This window comes from Candidatus Thiodictyon syntrophicum (genome assembly GCF_002813775.1).
In the GTDB taxonomy this organism is placed as follows: Bacteria; Pseudomonadota; Gammaproteobacteria; order Chromatiales; family Chromatiaceae; genus Thiodictyon; species Thiodictyon syntrophicum.
In genome coordinates, this window is record NZ_CP020370.1 from 5,178,996 (window position 1) to 5,197,336 (window position 18,341).

Annotated in this window: 10 protein-coding genes; 8 read left to right on the forward strand and 2 right to left on the reverse strand. The window is 67.0% G+C overall.

Annotation, left to right across the window (positions count from 1 at the left end):
* The first annotated feature begins 8 nt into the window (after positions 1-8).
* From THSYN_RS21825 to THSYN_RS21845, 5 genes are all read left to right on the forward strand, one after another.
* Positions 9-3,230, forward strand: coding sequence for an efflux RND transporter permease subunit (locus THSYN_RS21825; protein ID WP_100920985.1), 3,222 nt, complete (start codon positions 9-11; stop codon positions 3,228-3,230).
* A 148-nt stretch (positions 3,231-3,378) separates the two neighbouring features.
* On the forward strand, positions 3,379-4,872 hold the full coding sequence (locus THSYN_RS21830; protein ID WP_100920986.1) for an efflux transporter outer membrane subunit: 1,494 nt from the start codon (positions 3,379-3,381) through the stop codon (positions 4,870-4,872).
* Positions 4,873-5,184: 312 nt separating this feature from the next.
* Positions 5,185-7,419, forward strand: a complete 2,235-nt coding sequence (locus THSYN_RS21835; protein ID WP_100920987.1) for a hypothetical protein — start codon at positions 5,185-5,187, stop codon at positions 7,417-7,419.
* A gap of 81 nt (positions 7,420-7,500) precedes the next feature.
* Positions 7,501-7,734, forward strand: a complete 234-nt coding sequence (locus THSYN_RS21840) for a hypothetical protein (RefSeq protein WP_100920988.1) — start codon at positions 7,501-7,503, stop codon at positions 7,732-7,734.
* A gap of 115 nt (positions 7,735-7,849) precedes the next feature.
* Positions 7,850-9,127 (forward strand): O-acetylhomoserine aminocarboxypropyltransferase/cysteine synthase family protein, encoded by a 1,278-nt coding sequence (locus THSYN_RS21845; RefSeq protein WP_100920989.1) that lies wholly within the window; start codon positions 7,850-7,852, stop codon positions 9,125-9,127.
* Positions 9,128-9,217: 90 nt separating this feature from the next.
* Here THSYN_RS21845 and THSYN_RS21850 read toward each other — a convergent pair whose 3' ends face one another.
* Entirely contained in the window at positions 9,218-10,534 is a 1,317-nt protein-coding gene (locus tag THSYN_RS21850) for an NCS2 family permease (RefSeq protein ID WP_249034754.1), read from the reverse strand.
* A 337-nt stretch (positions 10,535-10,871) separates the two neighbouring features.
* A complete protein-coding gene (locus tag THSYN_RS21855; protein ID WP_100920990.1) occupies positions 10,872-14,072 on the reverse strand; it encodes a CHAT domain-containing tetratricopeptide repeat protein in 3,201 nt (1,066 codons plus the stop codon).
* A 261-nt stretch (positions 14,073-14,333) separates the two neighbouring features.
* Here THSYN_RS21855 and THSYN_RS21860 point away from each other — a divergent pair, with 261 nt between their 5' ends.
* The 3 genes from THSYN_RS21860 (at position 14,334) to THSYN_RS21870 (ending at position 18,311) form a co-directional block, all read left to right on the forward strand.
* Positions 14,334-16,040 (forward strand): IS1634 family transposase, encoded by a 1,707-nt coding sequence (locus THSYN_RS21860; RefSeq protein ID WP_100920991.1) that lies wholly within the window; start codon positions 14,334-14,336, stop codon positions 16,038-16,040.
* Between the two features lie 335 nt (positions 16,041-16,375).
* Positions 16,376-16,924, forward strand: a complete 549-nt coding sequence (locus THSYN_RS21865; RefSeq protein WP_216644609.1) for a hypothetical protein — start codon at positions 16,376-16,378, stop codon at positions 16,922-16,924.
* A 52-nt stretch (positions 16,925-16,976) separates the two neighbouring features.
* On the forward strand, positions 16,977-18,311 hold the full coding sequence (locus THSYN_RS21870; protein WP_216644545.1) for an ISAs1 family transposase: 1,335 nt from the start codon (positions 16,977-16,979) through the stop codon (positions 18,309-18,311).
* The last annotated feature ends 30 nt before the right edge of the window (positions 18,312-18,341 follow it).

Below are 18,341 nucleotides of genomic sequence, written 5' to 3' on the forward strand. Positions count from 1 at the left end.
ACCAGCCCATGTTCTCCCACTTCTTCATCGACCGGCCCATCTTCGCCGCCGTCATCGCCCTGATCATCTCCATCGCCGGCCTGGTGGCGATGGTGCAGTTGCCCATCGCCCAGTACCCGCAGGTGACCCCGATCCAGATCCAGGTCTCCGCCACCTACCCGGGGGCCAACGGCACCCTGGTGGCCCAGAACGTCGGCGCCCCGATCGAGGAGCAGGTGAACGGTGCCAATAACATGATCTACATGTCGTCGGCCAGTTCGTCGACCGGCAACTATACGCTGACGGTCTATTTCACCATCGATACCAACCCCGAACTGGCTCAGGTGGACGTGCAGAACCGGGTGAGTCAGGCGATGGCCCAATTGCCGCAGTCGGTGCAGGCGCAGGGCGTGGACGTACAGCAGAAGACCAGCACCTTTCTGATGGTACTGGCCTTCTTCTCACCCGATGGCCGGCTCGACAACGACTATATCTCAAACTATACCAATACCCAGATTCTGAGCAACATCAACCGCATCGACGGCGCCAACCAGGCGGCCATCTTCGGCGTCCCCGAGTATGCGATGCGTATCTGGCTCAAGCCCGATCGCATGGCCCAGCTCGGGGTGACCGCCACCCAGCTCGCGAACGTGGTCAAGCAGCAGAATCAGCAATTCGCGGTCGGGCGCATCGGCGATACGCCCACTCCCTATCCGGTACCCATGACCTTCCCGGTCACCACCGGTATCATCACCGAACCCGACCAGTTCGACAACATGATTGTGCGCGCCGAGAACAAGGACGCGGCCCTGGTGCGGGTCAAGGACCTGGGCTATGCGCAACTGGGCGCCCAGAGCTACACCCTCCAGACCGAATACCAGGGCCGGCCGGCGACCCTGATCGCCGTCTATCAGCAGCCCGGGGCCAACTCCATTGCGGTCTCCAAGGAAGTGCGCGCCAACCTGGCGGAGCTGGCGAAGGGCTTTCCCAGCGGGCTCGACTATGCCGTGGCGCTGGATACCACCGCCTTCGTGCAGGCGTCCATCGACGAGGTGGTCAAGACCTTCTTCGAGGCCGTGGTGCTGGTGGTGCTGGTGGTCTTCATCTTCCTGCACAGCCTGCGCCTGACCATCATCCCGACGCTGGCGGTGCCGGTGTCGATCCTGGGCGCCCTGATCGGGATGCTGCTCCTGGGCTTCTCCATCAACATGCTGACCCTGTTCGGCATGATCCTCGCCATCGGGCTGGTGGTGGATGACGCCATCGTGGTGGTGGAGAATACCGAGCGCAATATGGAGCAATACGGGCTGACCCCCAACGCGGCCGCGAAGAAGGCCATGGACGAGGTCAGCGGACCCGTGATCGCGGTGGTACTGGTGTTGAACGCGGTCTTCGTCCCGGTCGCCTTCCTGGGCGGCATCACCGGCGCCCTGTACCAACAGTTCGCCGTGACGATCGCCATCTCGGTGGTGTTCTCCGGGTTCATCGCGCTTACTCTGTCCCCGGCCCTGGCGGCCATCCTCATCCAGGCCAGGAAGGGCGAGAAGAAGGGCTTCTTCGCGTGGTTCGATACGGGCTTCGAGCGGATCACCAACGGCTATGTGCAGGGGGTCAAGACGGTCCTGGGGGCCTGGTTCCCGGGCTTCCTCGTCCTTGGTCTGGTGATCGCCGGCTGCGTGTGGCTGTTCAAGGTCCTGCCGACGGCCTTCGTGCCCCAGGAGGACCAGGGCTATATCTTCGTGCCCTATTTCCTGCCGGACTCCGCCAGTCTGTCGCGCACCAACGCGGTCGGCAGCCAGGCCGCAACCATCATGCGCGCCAACCCGGCGGTGGCCAATGTCACCCAGGTCGACGGCTACAGCCTCATCGACTCGCAGATGAAGACCAACTTCGGCCTGCTGTTCGTAAGCCTGAAGGACTATGCGGAGCGCACCTCACCGGCCCTGTCCGCGAACGCGGTCATCGCCGACGGCATGCGCCAGTTCCAGAGCATTCAGGGCGGCCTGGTGGTACCCATCAACCCGCCGGCCATCCCGGGACTGGGCATCACCGCCGGGTTCCAGATGTGGATCGAGCAGAAGGGCGCCGGGACCTTTGGACAACTCTACGACCTGGTCAATCAGATCATCGAAAAGGCCAAGACCCGACCTGAACTCGCCGGGGTCTCCACCACCGTGCGCGCCAATGGTCAGCAATTGCTCGCCGATGTGGATCGGGAAAAGGCGGAGATCCTGGGGGTGCCGATCCAGGAGGTCTACAACACCCTGCAGATCATGTTCGGGTCACTGTATGTGAGTCAGTTTCCCAAGGACTCACGGCTCTTCCAGGTGATCCTGCAGGCGGAGCCGAGCTATCGCATGACCCCGGAAGATATCGGTAATTTCTATGTCAAGAACAACGATGACAAGATGATCCCGCTGTCGGCCCTGGTCAGCACCCGCTATGTGGTGGGGCCAGATATGGTGACCCGCTTCAACAACTACCCGGCCATCGCCATCAATGGCGCCCCGGCCCCCGGGGTGAGTTCCGGCACCGCCCTGGCGGCGATCCAGGAGGTGGCGGAAGGACTGCTGCCCCAGGGCTATGGCTTCGAGTGGGCCGGCGAGGCACGCGAGGAGGTCAGCTCCGGGTCCACCTCGACCATTGCCTTCAGTTTCGGCCTGATCTTCGTGTTCCTGATCCTCGCCGCCCAATACGAGAGTTGGTCCCTGCCGATCAGCGTCATGATGGCGATCCCCTTTGCGGTCCTGGGCGCGCTGATCGCCATTGCGCTGCGCGGTATCGACAACGACATCTATTTCCAGATCGGCCTGCTGACGCTGGTCGGGCTGGCGGCCAAAAACGCCATCCTGATCGTCGAATTCGCCGTGGAACTGCACCGCAAGGAAGGGATGTCGCTGTTCGACGCCGCGGCGGAGGCGGCGCGGCTGCGGCTGCGGCCGATCATCATGACGTCCTTTGCCTTCGTCCTGGGGACCCTGCCGCTCGCCATCGCCACCGGGGCCTCGGCCAACAGCCGTCACTCCATCGGCACCGGCGTCATCGGCGGTACGCTCGTCGCCACCCTGGTCGCCATCTTCTTCATCCCGATGTTTTATTGGCTGGTGGGGACCTTCAGCAAACGGTTCTTCGGCAGCGCCAGGAGCGATCTCTCGGCGTCTGTGGAGACCAAGCCTGCGGGGGCGGATGGCCCGGGGGCGACCGGCGGCGGCGCGGCAGTCGCGACTCGGGTGGAGCGCAAGGATGTCTGACCTGAAGCGACCCGCGATCTTGGATGCGACCACCGCGCCCTTTGCGGGGGCGTCGGTCCGCACAGCGGACCCTACGGGGGGGGCAACCCCTAGGGTCCGCTGTGCGGACCGAGCGGCACCGGCCCTGAGCGCCAGTCTCGCAGCGACCATGACGCTGGCGGTTCTGCTCGCCGGCTGCATGGTCGGCCCCGATTATGTCCGGCCCAAGGTCGATACCCCGGCGCAGTACCGCTTCCAGTTCCGCGAGGTGCAGGAGACCGCCAACACCCGTTGGTGGCGGGGCTTCAACGACCCGGTCCTGGACGACCTGATCAGTCAGGCCCTGGCCCATAATTGGAACGTCAAGATCGCCGCGGCCAACGTGGAGGCCGCCGCCGGGGTCCTGAGCCAGGCCCGCGCACCGCTCTTTCCGCAACTGACCTACAACGGCGTGGGCGAGCGTGCGCGCGTCTCCGAGGACACCGCCACCACCATCCCGGGCACCTTCGCGAACCCGGCGGACAACTTCCAGGTCCTCGCCGGGGCCTCTTGGGAGATCGACCTGTGGGGCCGCATCCGCCGTCAGACCGAGGCGGCGCGGGCCAACCTGCTCGCCACCGAGGAGGCCAGACGCGGTGTCATCCTGTCACTGGTGGGGACGGTGGCGAGCGGCTACCTCCAGTTGCGCGGGCTCGACTCCCAACTCGCCTTGTCGAAGCAGACCCAGGCTGCCTATGGCGAATCCCTGCGCCTGTTCGAGGCCCAGTTCAAATACGGACAGGTCTCGGAGATGACGGTCGCCCAGGCCAAGTCGCAGTACGAGACCGCCAGCGCCCAGATCCCGCTCCTGGAACGCAAGATCGCCCAGACCGAGAATGGCATCGGCGTGCTCCTGGGACGCAACCCCGGGCCTATCCCGCGCGGCCTGCCCGTCGAGACCCTGGTGGCGCCGGCCGTCCCGGCCGGGGTCCCGTCGGACCTGCTGGCCCGCCGACCGGACATTCTGGAGGCGGAGCAGCAATTGATCGCCGCCAATGCCCGGATCGGCGCGGCCCGGGCACTGTACTTCCCGACCATCTCCCTGACCGGCGCCCTGGGCACCAACAGCGCCCAACTCGCCAACCTCTTCAGCGGACCGGCCAATACCTGGAGCTTTGCCGGGACCCTGGCCGGACCCATCTTCACCGCCGGGGCGGTCAGCGGTCAGGTCGCCCAGGCCGTGGCGCTCCAGCAAGCGGCCCTGAACAACTACCAGCGGGTCATCGTGGGCGCCTTCGCCGACGTCTCCAACGCACTCGTCGGCCGGGAGAAGCTGACCGCCGAGGTGACGACCCAGCAGCGGCTGGTCCAGGCCTTGAGCGACTATGCGCGCCTGGCCAGGCTCCAGTTCACCGGCGGCTATGTCCCCTACTCGACGGTGCTCCAGGCCGATCAGGAACTCTTTCCCGCCGAACTGAACCTGGCGGCCACCCGCGCCGCCAGCCTGATCGCGCTGGTCAGCATCTATCAGGCCATGGGCGGCGGCTGGGTCGACGAGGCCGCCCGCGAGGCCCCGGCACCGGTGCGCGGCAAGGGGCCCTTCGCCCCGGCCATCCCCAGGGCGCCGGGGGTGGTGGCGCCACCGGCGGGAGCGGGGTCGGGTGTTGCTGGTGCGGCGCAATAGTAACGAGTCAAGAACCAGTCAAACGCAATCGTTGTCGTTCTCGTTGTCGTAATCGGAGAAGCAATGCACTTTCGGCTGCGAGGGAATCCGGGCACTACGATAACCCTCGATTACGATTACGATTACGATTACGATTACGACAACGACAACGACAACGGCGCTATAGCCAGTACCTAATGGAATTGTTTAAGTTATCAGTGAACCGTTCCTTCGGCCTGACACAATGAAAAGAGATCCATCAGCAGACGCAGGTGAGAAAGGGTCCGGGCGGCCCGGGGCACTGGTCCCGGCCCGGGCACTGGAGGTTTTTCCATGACGACGAACGGCACCCGCTACGACCTGGTTCTTTTCGGCAGCGACCTGCAAGGCGAAGAACGTGCGCAGGCGGTCAGTCGCCTGGCGCAGTGGATGAAGGTCGCCCCCGAGCAGGGCGCGCAGATACTCGAACAGCGCGGGCTCGTCATCGCCCGCGGCCTGGATGCGGACACCGGGGCGGAGACCCAGCGTAAATTGCTCGCAATCGGTATCCGCTGCAATCTGCGCCCTTGCAACACCTCGGGCCTGACCCTGGAACTCGCCGCCGTAGAAAAACCGGCGACGGTGATCACCTGCCCGGCCTGTGGTCACGTCCACCAGGTCAAGGGGGACCAACCGGCCCCCACGACCTGCGAGCAGTGCGAAATCGTCTTCGCCAAGTACGAAAATCTGGCGAAGGAGAAGAAGGAACGCGAGCAGATCCGGCAGACGCTGCTCTACGAGCAACAGCGCTCCCTGGAGCGGGATCAGAGAGAACAGGAGGAGCGCCTGGCGCAGCAGCGGCGCCGCCAACTGGAAGATGAGATCCGCAAGCAGTTGGGCCTGCCGCGCCTGATGGCCAGCCGCACCGGGCTGATCAGTTCAGCGGCCGGTATCTATCTGTTGGGCCTGAGCATGGGCGCGGGGGGCCTGTTCGCCTACAACCTGTTGTCCGGGAGCGGCACCATCGCCCCTGACCCCAACCGGGTCGGCGTGGGCGCACTGGCCATGGGCCAGGCGGCGGCCGAGTCGGGCGTATTCGATCCCGGTATGGTCGCCGAGATGCAGGTCTCCGCACTCCTGGACCCCGCGGCGGGCGCCGTCGCCGCGGAGCCGGGTGGCGCCGCCACCGACCCGGGTGTCGCCGCCACAGGCCCAGGTGTCCCCGCGGACACTGGCGCAATCCCGGGGGCTGCCGGGCCTCTCCTTGATGCGTCTTTCGGCCAGTCGGGCGCCGCGGGCCCCCGGCAACCGGGGGCTGCGGGGGCCGGCACGGCCGCGCCTGACGGGCCGGACACGCTCGGATTCCTTGACAGCCGCCTGGCCGATCTGAAGAAAGACACCGAGTGGGACCTCTATCTCCTCGACCGGATCGGGGCCCTGCACGAACGCGGCGCCGCGCCGCAGGCCATGGCCCTGGTCGAGCACCTGCAGGACCCCGAGTTGCGCTTTGACCGCGGCGCCCGGCTGGCCGATGACCTGGGGCGTGAAGGCCGGTCGGCGGACGCCGAGAACCTGTATCTGCGCCTGGGCGCCGCGGCCGACCAGCAACCCGACCAGGCCGGGGCGCGGGTCGCCGCCTACGCCACCCTGGCCCGCCATCGCCACCGGGCCGGGCGTCCGCTCGAGGCCGCCGCGCTCCTGCAGCAGGCGATGACCATGGCCGCGACCCTGACCGCACCCGCGGATCAGGCCGCGGCCGAGAGCGAGATTGCCGCACTCCTGACCGACTTGGGCCGTCCCGCGGAGGCCCGAGCCCATTTTCAGGCGGCGCTGGGGGCGCTGGGCCGCATCCCGACCCCGGCCGCCCGTCTGTCGGCGATCCCCCCACTCGCACAGGGCTATGCCAAGGCGGGCTACCGGGCCTCAGCCCTGAATCTACTCGACGAGGCGACCCACAACATCGCCGCGGCCAAGGACGCGCAGGCGCGTGAGCGCATCCTTGGCGCACTCGCGCACACCAGTGCCCAGTTGGGGGACCGGCAGGGCGCCATGGGTGCCGCGGCGCGGATTGCCGACCCCGCCGGGAAAGATCGGGCCCTTTATCGACTCGTCGCAACTGAACTTGCAGCAGGGCGCCTCGCCGATGCGGTCGCGCTGGCCGAGGGCCTGCACACCCCGGCCTATCAGGCGCTGGCAGGCGGTTTGGTGGGGCTGCGCCAAACGGCGCTGCCCGCCTATCGGCCACTGGCGACCCAGTCGGCTGAACGCGCCGCCGCGGCCGTCGCCCTGCTGACGAACCCCGCGGAGCAGGCGGCCGTCACCGCTGAACTGGCACGCTTCGCCGCGCGCGGCGGCGACAGCGCCGCAGCCGATCGCGGCTTCGCGCAGGCACTGCGGCTCGCCGCCTCGGTGCCGTCGCTGCCGGAACGTGACCGCGCGCTGGCGATCCTGGCCACCAACGAGGCGCTGGCCCTGCGCCTCGCCGACGCGCGCTCGCGGCTGCCGCAGATCGCCGATACACAATTGCGGTTCGCCCTGACCAACGACCTGGCCGGTCTTGGCGACGCGGCAAAGGCGGTCGGTCAATAGGATGACCGCCCTTTCTGAAATTGCCGGTCCGGGCGCAGACCTGGAGCGCGGGGCGGCCCCCGACCCCCGGGGGGCCGTCGCGTGAAGTACATCGTGCTGAAGACCAGCCGCGGCGAACGCCCGGTGCTCTTTCCCAGCGAGTTCTCCCACCGCGACCTGGCGGACCTCTTTGCACCCGCGCCGATCGCGGCCGCGGGCTTCGTGCACGAGGGAGCGGACGGGATCAGTTGCGGGGGCGAGAGCGCCGGCCTGCGCATCGGCTCCCGGGGCAGCCTGGACGCGGCGCTGATCCGCGCCGCCTTGGGGGAGGACTGAGCCAAGAAAAGGCACTCGCGGCGCGGCGGACCGGGCGTTACCATCCGCGCGCCACCCCGCGCCCCGCGCGCGGCCGGATAACGAGACCGACCACCAGACCACCACCGGAGCCCCCATGAAGATCGAAACCCTGGCCATCCACGCCGGCTTTGCCCCGGACCCCACCACCAAGTCCGTGGCCACCCCCATCTATCAGACCACCAGCTACGCCTTCGACGACACCCAGCACGGGGCGGACCTCTTCGACCTCAAGGTGGCAGGCAACATCTACACCCGCATGATGAACCCCACCAGCGACGTGCTGGAGCAGCGGGTGGCGGCCATGGAGGGCGGGGTCGGGGCCCTCGCGCTCGCCTCCGGCATGGCGGCGGTGACCGACGCCATCTTCACCATCGCCCAGGCCGGGGACAATATCGTCGCCGTCTCCACCCTCTACGGCGGCTCCTACAACCTGTTCGCCCACACCCTGCCCCGGCTCGGCATCCAGGTGCGCTTCGCCGCCCCCAACGACATCGCCGGCATGCAGTCGCAGATCGACGCCAGGACCCGCGCCGTCTTCGTCGAGTCCATCGGCAACCCGGCCGGCAATGTGGCGGACATCACCGCCATCGCCGACATGGCCCACGCCCACGGCGTCCCGCTCATCGTCGACAACACGGTGCCGAGCCCCTACCTGTGCCGCCCCTTCGAGCACGGCGCGGACATCGTGATCCACGCCCTGACCAAATACATGGGCGGCCACGGCACCAGTATCGGCGGCGTCCTGGTGGACTCCGGCAAATTCCCCTGGGCGCAGAACGCGCAACGCTTCCCCATGCTCAACGAGCCGGACGTCTCCTACCACGGCGTGGTCTACACCCAGGCCCTGGGCGCCGCCGCCTTCATCGGCCGGGCCCGCGTGGTGCCGCTGCGCAACATGGGCGCCTGCATCTCGCCCTTCAACAGCTTCTTGATCCTGCAAGGGATCGAGACCCTGCATGTGCGCATGGACCGCCATTGCGAGAACGCGCTGGCCGTCGCGCAGTTCCTCAAGGACCACCCCAAGGTGGCCTGGGTGCGCTATGCCGGCCTGCCCGACAGCCCGGACTACCCACTGGTGCAGCGCTACATGGACGGCGCCAAGGCCAGTTCCATCCTCTCCTTCGGGATCAAGGGCGGGCTCGCCGCCGGCGCCCAATTCATCGACGCGCTGAAGCTCGCCGTGCGCCTGGTGAACATCGGCGACGCCAAGACGCTCGCCTGCCACCCCGCCACCACCACCCACCGCCAACTCTCCCCGGAGGAACTGGCCCGCGCGGGCGTCTCCCAGGACCTGGTGCGCCTGTCCATCGGCATCGAACACGTAGACGACATCATTGCCGACCTGGAGCAGGCACTGGCCGCGGCGGGCTAGCCCCCCCACCGCCCCGGCAGTCCTGCGCGTGCCGAGGCGCTGCCGCCCGCCCGGATCGGCGCCTTGGCGTGAGAACCGCTCTTGCTGGGGCTATTGGATCGCGAACTTCACCGCCGAGGCCGCCGCGATCAGCCACACCGCCCCGCCGACCTCACGCGGACGCCCGGCGAGCGTCTTCACCACCGCATGGACGATGAAACCGAGCCCGATGCCGGCGGCGATCGAGAAGGTGAAGGGCATCGCGAGCGCCGTGACCACCGCCGGCAGATAGTCGGTCAGGTCGTCCCAGTTGAGCCCGCGCAGGGCCCCGGCCATCAGGCAGGCGACGAACAGCAGCGCCGGCGCGGTGGCGAAATCGGGGAGCGAGGTGGCGAGCGGGGCGAAGAAGAGCGTCGCCAGGAACAGCACGCCGGTCACCACCGCGGTCAGGCCGGTGCGCCCGCCCGCCTGGATGCCCGCGGCGCTCTCGATGTAGCTGGTGACGGTCGAGGTACCGAGCGCCGCGCCCAGGATGGCACCGCCCGAATCCGCCGTCAGGGCCTGCTTGAGCCGCGGCACGGTACCGTCCGGGCGCATCAGCCCGGCCCGGTGCGTGACCCCGATCAGGGTGCCGGCATTGTCCAGCACGTCGACCAGGAAGAAGGTCAGCACGATGCTCACCAGGCCCAGATTGAGCGCGCCGGGGATATCCATCTGGAGCCAGGTGGGCGCCAGCGAGGGCGGCAGCGAGACCACGCCGTGGAAGCTGGTGAGGCCGAGCGGGAGGCCGGCGGCGGCGGTCGCAAGGATGCCGATCAGCACCGCCGCGGCGATGCCGCGCGCCGCCAGCGCCGCCATCGTGAGGAAGCCGGCGCAGGCCAGCAGCGTCGCGGGGTTACCGAGCTGGCCCAGGGTCACATAGGTCGCGGGGGCTGCGACCACCACGCCCATGTGCTCCAACCCGATCAGTGCCAGGAAGAAGCCGATGCCCGCACCGATGCCGAGCTTGAGCGACAGCGGAATGGTGTTGATCAGCCATTCGCGCACGCGCAGCAGCGAGACGATCAGGAACAGGACGCCGGACAGGAAGACCGCGCCCAGTGCGACCTGCCAGGGGATGTGCAGCCCACCCACCACGACGAAGGCAAAATAGGCGTTGAGCCCCATGCCGGGCGCCAGCGCCAGCGGGAGGTTGGCGTACAGGCCCATGGCGATGGAGGCGATGCCGGCACCCAGACAGGTCGCCGCGAACAGCGCCCCCTGGTCCATGCCGGTGGTAGCCAGGATGCTCGGGTTGACCGCCACGATATAGACCATCGCAAGCCAGGTCGTGATCCCGGCGAGGACCTCGGTGCGGATCGTGGTACCGGCCTCATCAAGGTGAAACAGGGTCATCGCAACCACCGTGCTCAGGTTGGGTTCAGGCACCCCGGCCGCTGGCCGTGTGCGGGTGGGCCGGGCCTTGGACGCGCCCGCTTTGCGCCGCGCGCCGCATTGGTCTCAGCAAGGCCCGGCAGCGGCCCGTCGGCGTACTTGGCGGGACCATGTAACCGACGCAGGGTAGCGCAACGCCCCCCTGAACGTAAGCCGTCGCGGCACGGTCCGGCCCGTAGAGCCGCCGCTCGGCGCCTGGACGGCGCGCGTAGGGTGCGCCGTGCGCACCGTTGGGCTGACCAAGACTCACGCCGTTTCGTTCAACCGCGGCCGCTGAAGGTCCGCGCGGCGCATCCTACGTCAATGATCCGAACAATTGCGCCTGGTGGTATCAGCGCCGCTCCACCAGCACAAAGGGCGCCCAATAGGCCGGGTCCTGCCGACGCGGGTCCGCCTTGTCCCCGATCCATCCCAGCCGCGCCGCGCGCAGGGCGTCGGACGGGTCGCTGTTGGGTCCGGCGCTGAGCCAGCGGCGGTAGAAGTCGCCCATGAACTCGGCGGCCAGCGCATCGTCGAGCGGCCACAGTGACATCAGCACGGCCTGGGCCCCGGCAATCTGGAAGGCGCGCACGAGACCATAGACCCCCTCGGAGCGGTCCAGCGCCCCGCGGCCGGTGTCGCAGGCGGACAGGGTCACCAGCCGGGTCCCCTCCAGGTTGAGATCCTGCGCCTCCAGTGCATAGAGGATGCCGTCCTGGTGGCCCGGGCCGAGCTTGCCCGTAAGGCCCAGGTTGGCCCCGGCCAGCGCCAGCCCGGCGAGCGTCAGGGGCCGGTCCGTCCCATCCGCCCGGGCGGCCAGAAAGAAGCCGTGGGTCGCAAGATGCAGCACCAGCGGCGGCTCGGTGATCGCGCTCAGGCTGGACTCGGCCGCCTCCGGCCCGGTCAGGACCCGTGCCTTACGGTTGAAATAGTCCCAGAACGAGCGCCCGACCGCCGCGGCCTCGGGACCGGTCTGCGGGAGCGGCTTGAAGCTGCCGCGCTCGGCGCGCAGCCGCTCGTTCAAAGGAGCCGGGGCGTCCCGCCCCGGCGCACCAACAACCGCCGTCGCCTCCACCCCAGCCTCCGCCGCCGGAAACCGCTCGTAATCCACCCCGCCCATCGCGATCATCCCCACCGCCTCCCCGCCCGCCTCCAGCGGCAAAAGGTCGCGCCCGGTGCCCAGTTCCCGCAGCGACTGGCGCTCGACCCAGTAGCGCCCGTCGGGGAGCTTGAGCCGCGCGAAGGGCATCAGGTCCAGCGCCCCGTCCGGGGCCAGGTACAGGATGGAGAAGCCGGCCAGGGTCTTGTCCAGTGCGCCGAACAGGGTCCGGTAGAGGGTCCGGGCGGACTCATCGGCGGACTGATTGACGGCCGCCAGGCGGGCGCGGACCTCCTCCGGCTTGGCCGGCGCGGCCGGGTCGAGCGCGTCGGCGCAGGCCGGGCGGGGGTCGGGGGCGGCCAGGAGTTGGTTGAGACAGAGAGCCTCGCGGGTCAGGCGGGTCAGGTCCGCCTGGAGCGGGGTCGTGGCCGAGACGGGACCCAGGTCGAAGATGCGCAGCGTCGGGGGCTCCTTGGGTTTCTTCTTCCCGGACCGCTTCCCGGCGTGGCTGCCCGTATCAGTCTCCGCCGCCGGCTGCGCGCTCGTCAGTACGGCGAGCCAGCGGTCCTCGCCGAACTTCCCGGTCTTGAAATCGACCGGCTTGAAGGCGCGGAGTTCCAGCAGTGCCGCACCGCGCGGCAGGGCCGCCTGGACCGACTCCCACTCCACCGAGCGGCCAGCCACCTGGCCGCGAAAGCGGCGGCTCAATCCGGCCAGTTCGGTCTCCAGCCGCTCCAATTCGGCCAGTTCGGCGGCTGTCACCTTGGGGTCCGGCTTGGGCAGATTGACTAACCGGCTCAGTTCGCTACGCGCCTGACGGAGACGCCCGCCCAGGTCCATCACCCGCGGGTCTCGGCTGGTACGGGTCAGCCGCGCGATCACCGCCTCCTCGTCGCCCGCCAGGCGCTTCCAGCGCAACAGGATGTCCGCCGCCAGTGGCAGCGCGGCGCTGTCTGGGTGGGCCAGGGCCAGGGTGAAGACGATGTCCTGAAGCCCGGACTCCGTGACCAGCCATTGGCGGCGCACCAATTCTGAGCCGGTGGTATCCAACTGGCGCCCGACGAAGGTCCGCAAGCGGCCGTCGATCACCCGCAACTCGGCGAGGGCAGGGGCCAAGCGGCCCTGGTTGACTAAGATAGGCGCCAGGTTGCCTTGGACCCGAATAGTATTCGGATGGTACTCGCCAAGCACTCGCTCACTAATACCCAGCGCCCGGCGCAAAAGAAGTTCCGCATCGCGATAGCGGCCTTTGGCCCAGTACAAGCCGGCCAGGTTGTTTACGCTTGTGAGGGTATGCGGATGCTCAACTCCCAGCACCCGCTCGCAAACATGCAACGTCTGGCGGTAGAGCCTCTCGGCCTTTTCGTAGCTGCCCTGGTCCTGGTACAGACCTGCGAGGTTGTTAGCACTCTGGAGCGTATCCGGATGCTCCGCCCCCAGCACCCGCTCGCGGGCGGCCAACGTCCGGCGGTAGAGCGGTTCCGCCTCAGCGTAGCGGCCCAAACCCGTGTAAAGCAAAGCGAGGTTGTTGGCGCTCTGGAGAGTCTGCGGATGCTCGGCGCCTAAGACCCGTGTGCTGGTCTCCAACGCTCGCCGGTAGAACGACTCCGCCTCATCGTTGCGATCTTGAGTCCGGTACAGTTCGGCGAGGTTGTTGACGCTCGAAAGGGTATCCGGATGCTCGGCCCCCAGCACCCGTTCGCTCGCTTCAAACGTCCGACGCAGGAGCGGCTCCGCCTCACCATACCGGCCTTGGGCTAGGTACAGGCTGGCCAGATTGTTGACACTTGATAGGGTATCCGGATTGTCGTGTCCCAGCACCCGCTCGCTGGCCTCCAGCGTCCGCCGCAGGAGCGGCTCCGCCTCGCCAAAGCGGGCCTGAAAATAGTAAAGGCTTGCGAGGATGGCGGCACTCTTGAGGGTCTGCGGATGCTCGGCCCCCAGCGCCCGCTCATTAGCCACAAACCCGCGGTAGCAAAGCGGCTCCGCCTCACTGTAGCGGCCCTGGGTCAGATACAGGCCAGCGAGGTTGTTGACGCTCGAAAGGGTATCCGGATGGTTGGGCCCCAGCACTCGCTCGCGGGCCTCCAGCGCCCGGCGGAGGAGTGGCTCCGCCTCACCATAGCGGCCTTGGGAGTAGTACAGGCCAGCCAGGTTGTTGACGCTTGCGAGGGTATCCGGATGCTCGGCCCCCAGCACGCGCTCGCCGTGATCAAGGGCAATGCGGGCGAACGGCTCGGCGTCAGCATGGCGGCCTTCTTCCAAGAGCCCGACGGTAATGCGGTTCAAGACATCCACCACCGCTACCGCATCCGGCTCCACCCCGGTCTGCTCGCGCAACGCGGCGGTCACCTCATCGATCAGCGCCTGCTCACCGCCATCCTCCCCCCCGCCCACCGGCCCGGCGAGGATCAGCGCGAAGACCAATGCAAGGGTGCGGACGAAGTCTGACATGGTGAGGCTCCGTGACCATCGTAAGGTGAACTCCGGATGAGCTTGTACCCGTACAACAGACCGGAGGTCGAGGCTTCAGCCGGATGCGGCGCCGCTGCCCGCTAAACCGAAGTTCCAGCGAGAACCATTCTCATCTTCGTCGCAAGCCCTTGAAATTTTTGTTCAATAGGTACTTGTTGCCGTCATTCCGCTCTAAAGTGTACCCATGTAAACGGTCGTAGATAGCTTGTTATTTCGAGTTTTCCTGCTATATTTTTTCCCATGTACATCGACATCGTTCCAAACCGCAGCTCGCCCCCTGCCATCTTGCTCCGCGAGTCGTTTCGCGAAGGCAAGAAGATCCTTAAGCGCACCATCGCCAACCTCTCGGCCTTGTCGCTGTCACAAGCCGAGGCGATTCGTGCCGTTCTCAAAGGCAAGCCGTTGGCCGCCGTTGATGAGGTCTTTGAAATCATCCGCTCGCGCGCGCATGGTGCGGTCAATGCGATCAGGCTGGCGATGGAGCACCTGCGGCTGAGTGCGCTCTTGGGGCGCGAAGCCTGCCGAGAGCGGGATCTGGTGCTGGCGATGATCGCCGCCCGGGTGCTAGACCCGCAAAGCAAACTGGCGACCACGCGCAGTTGGGAGCACAGCACCCTGGGCGAGCTGTTCGGGGTCAGTGATGCTGATGAAAATGAGCTGTACGCGGCCTTGGATTGGCTGCGGGAGCGTCAGGCGGTCATTGAGCAACGATTGCCCAAGCGCCACCTGCACGAGGGGGGCCGCGTGCTCTACGACCTCTCGTCGAGCTATTTCGAGGGTGAGTCCTGCCCCCTGGCCGCGCGTGGCTACTCCCGTGACGGGAAGAAGGGGCTGCTGCAAGTCAACTACGGCTTGCTGACTGATGCGCGCGGTTGTCCGGTGGCCATCTCGGCCTTTGCGGGCAATACCACTGACCCCGAGACCTTGATGGCGCAGGTGGATCAGCTGCAACACGACTTTGCCCTGCAATCGGTCATCCTGGTGGGGGATCGCGGAATGATCTCGCAAACCCAGGTTGAGGCCCTGCGGGAGCGTGCCGGAGTGGCGTGGATCACGGCACTCAAGAGCGGGGCGATTCGCCAACTGGCGGCGGCCGGTACGCTCCAGATGGATTTATTCGACGAGCGCAATCTCTTTGAATGCACCGACGAGGACTTTCCCGGCGAGCGGCTGATCGCGTGTCGCAATCCGCAACTGGCGAAATTGCGTGCGGCTAAGCGGCGCCAGCTCCTCGCGGCCACCACCACCGAATTAGAGACGGTACAACGGATGGTCGCCAATGGCCGACTGAAGGATCCGGACAAGATCGGCGTGCGGGTCGGGCGCGTGATCAACAAGTACAAGATGGCCAAGCATGTCGTGCTGGACATCACCGCCACGCAGTTCGTTTTCCATATCGATGAGGAGTCGGTGGCCGCAGAGGCGGCGCTGGACGGGCTCTACGTCATTCGCACGCCCCTGCCGGTCGCGCAGGTCAGCAGCGCCGAGGTCGTACTCCATTACAAGGGGTTGAGTCACGTCGAGGCGGCGTTCCGCTCGTTGAAAAGCGATGATCTACAGATTCGTCCGATCTACCACCATACCGAAGAGCGGGTGCGTGCCCATCTGTTTCTATGCATGCTCGCCTATTACGTCAAATGGCACATGGGCGAGGCGTGGCGCAGTCTTCTGTTCGCCGATGAAGATCAGGAGCGTCTCACCCAGCGCGATCCCGTGGCGCCCGCGACCCGTTCGGACGCGGCTTTGGAAAAAGTGGCGAGCAAGCGACTCGCCGACGGCTCACCGGCGCACAGCTTCCGGACCCTTCTCAATGAACTAGCCACCATCGTTCGCAATACCTGCCGACGTAAACAGGCCAGTGCCGATGAGGCGCTGTTCAACATCGACACCACTCCTAACCCCAAGCAGCAGACGGCATTCGATTTGATCAAAACGATCCGCGTGTAGCCAGACGTTTGCACGACGATTTTCTGAAAAATAAAGAGAATCAATAGCCTATCGCTTAGGCGATGCTGGAACTTCGGGCTAAAGCGTCGGCCTCCGGTCGAGTCGCCCCGGTCGTGGGAGGTCGAGTTGGGAACCTGGGCGCGACCCGGTGGCCCCGGGCCGCGGGCAGCGCATCCACGCATAGACTAAGATACCGCCTTCACGACCCTTTTGTCCCTTCACCGCGGCGCCGGCCTTCAGGCCCGGGCACCCGCGCCACGGTGCCCGCGCGAGGATCGACCTGCCCACCCTGGACTTGACCGAGGTCCCGGACCGGCTTTATCACCGGCTTGAACATGATCAACTGGCACCGCCTCTTCGGCCTGGCCCTGGAAGACTACTTCACCGGTACCCGCTATGCGGTGGAGATGGAGAAGGACGTCGCGCGCAAGCGCCAGGTCCTGGATGTCGTCATCGTGCGCGGGACGGGCGAGGCGCTGGTCGACCCCTGCGACGGTCTGGAAGACCTCAAACCGCACAACCTCCTGACCTACAAATCGGGTCAGGAGAGCCTGGACGCCTGGGCGATCGAGGAACTGATCGGCCACTACGTCAACTACCGCAAGGCGTTCGCGCCCCGGGAGCCGGCCGCCCGGTTCGGGCTCTATGCGGTCACCACACGCCGCCCCCGCGCACTGGCGGAACAGGTTACGCTGACGCCGGTCAAACCCGGGGTCTACCGGCTGCCGGTCGTGGGCCGCACGATTACGCTGATCGTGCTGCGCGAGGTGGAGCCCTGCCCGCGCAACGCCCTGTGGGAGATCTTCAGCTTTGAAGCAGCGAAGGTCGCCGCCGGGGCCGGCCAGGGCTCCGTCGAGTTCACCCGTAGCCCCTTGAGCTTGTGACCGATGTTCGCAGAACTGGATTTTCGGCCCGAAATGTCTTACAACAGTCGGCATGGCCGAAATTCCTTGCCAGTCCTGCCGCCCCGCGTCGGAGTTACTCCGGCGTCTGGAGGTCCGCCTGATCCTGCCCGGGGAGCGGGACGCGTGGGATGCGCTGGTCGAGGCGCATCATTACCTGGGCCTACGCTCGTTATTCGGCAAGACCTTACGCTACGTTGCCACGCTTGATGGGTGCTGGCTGGCGCTGCTCGGCTGGCAGGCGGCGGCGCTCAAGTGCGCGGCCCGCGATGCCTGGATCGGTTGGCCGCGGGTGCTGCACTATCAACGCCTGCATCTGCTGGCCAACAACGCCCGGTTCTTGATCCTCCCCGCCACCGGGCGCGTCCCTAATCTGGCCTCGCGCATCCTGGCGCTGAACCTGCGGCGCCTGTCCGACGATTGGCTGCGCGTCCATGGTCACCGCCTGTTGCTGGCCGAGACCTTCGTCGATCCAACGCGTTTTACCGGTGCCTGTTACCGCGCCGCCAACTGGCAGGTGGTCGGCACCACGCGCGGCTTTGCGCGCTGCAACGGCCGCTATACCCCCCATGGCGAACCCAAGCAGGCACTCGTCTATCCGTTGCACCCACGCGCCCGGGCGCTGTTGTGCGCCCCCGTGCTACCCGCCCCTTGGAGCACGCCAATGCAATCCGTCACCCTGACCACGGCCCAGATGCAGGACCTGCAGCAGCGTCTGCGCGCGCTGCCCGATCGGCGCCGTCCGCGCGGTAAACGCCATCCCCAGGCCACGGTGTTGAGCATCGGCCTCGCCGCCGTACTCGCCGGCAACCGCGGCTATACCGCGCTCGCCGAGTGGGCAGCGCGCCTGACCCAGGCCCAACTCAAGCGTCTACACGCCCGCTACAATCCCCGCACCGAGCGCTTCGAGCCACCCTCCGAGCCGACCTTGCGCCGCGTCCTGCAAGCCAGCGACGTTGCCGCCATTGATGCCACCTTGAGTGACTGGCTGCTCGGCCTCGTCGCTGCCGACGATGCCGTGGCCGTCGATGGTAAGGCCCTGCGCGGGGCGGTGCGCCCCGACGGCACCCAGGTGCATCTGCTCAGCGCGTTCCTCCAAGATCAGGGCGTGACCGTGGCGCAGCGCGAGATCCCGGCCAAGACCAACGAGATCCCGGAGCTCAAACCGCTGCTCGCACCCTTGGACCTCACGGGACGGGTGGTCACCGCCGATGCGCTGCATACCCAACGCGAGACCGCGCGCTTCCTGGTCGAGGAGAAACAGGCCCACTATTTTTTCACGGTCAAAGAAAATCAGCCCACCCTCTATGCCGACCTCAGCGCCCTGACCGAGGCGCATTTCCCCCCTCTGCACCACGACCCTCGATAAGGGCCATGGGCGCCTGGAGCAGCGCCGCTT

Bases quoted from the DNA above. Each gene is read 5' to 3' on its own strand.
- THSYN_RS21825 (WP_100920985.1), top strand. From the start codon at position 9: ATGTTCTCCCACTTCTTCATCGACCGGCCCATCTTCGCCGCCGTCATC.
- THSYN_RS21830 (WP_100920986.1), top strand. From the start codon at position 3,379: ATGACGCTGGCGGTTCTGCTCGCCGGCTGCATGGTCGGCCCCGATTAT.
- THSYN_RS21835 (WP_100920987.1), top strand. From the start codon at position 5,185: ATGACGACGAACGGCACCCGCTACGACCTGGTTCTTTTCGGCAGCGAC.
- THSYN_RS21845 (WP_100920989.1), top strand. From the start codon at position 7,850: ATGAAGATCGAAACCCTGGCCATCCACGCCGGCTTTGCCCCGGACCCC.
- THSYN_RS21855 (WP_100920990.1), bottom strand. From the start codon at position 14,072: ATGTCAGACTTCGTCCGCACCCTTGCATTGGTCTTCGCGCTGATCCTC.
- THSYN_RS21860 (WP_100920991.1), top strand. From the start codon at position 14,334: ATGTACATCGACATCGTTCCAAACCGCAGCTCGCCCCCTGCCATCTTG.
- THSYN_RS21865 (WP_216644609.1), top strand. From the start codon at position 16,376: ATGATCAACTGGCACCGCCTCTTCGGCCTGGCCCTGGAAGACTACTTC.
- THSYN_RS21870 (WP_216644545.1), top strand. From the start codon at position 16,977: ATGGCCGAAATTCCTTGCCAGTCCTGCCGCCCCGCGTCGGAGTTACTC.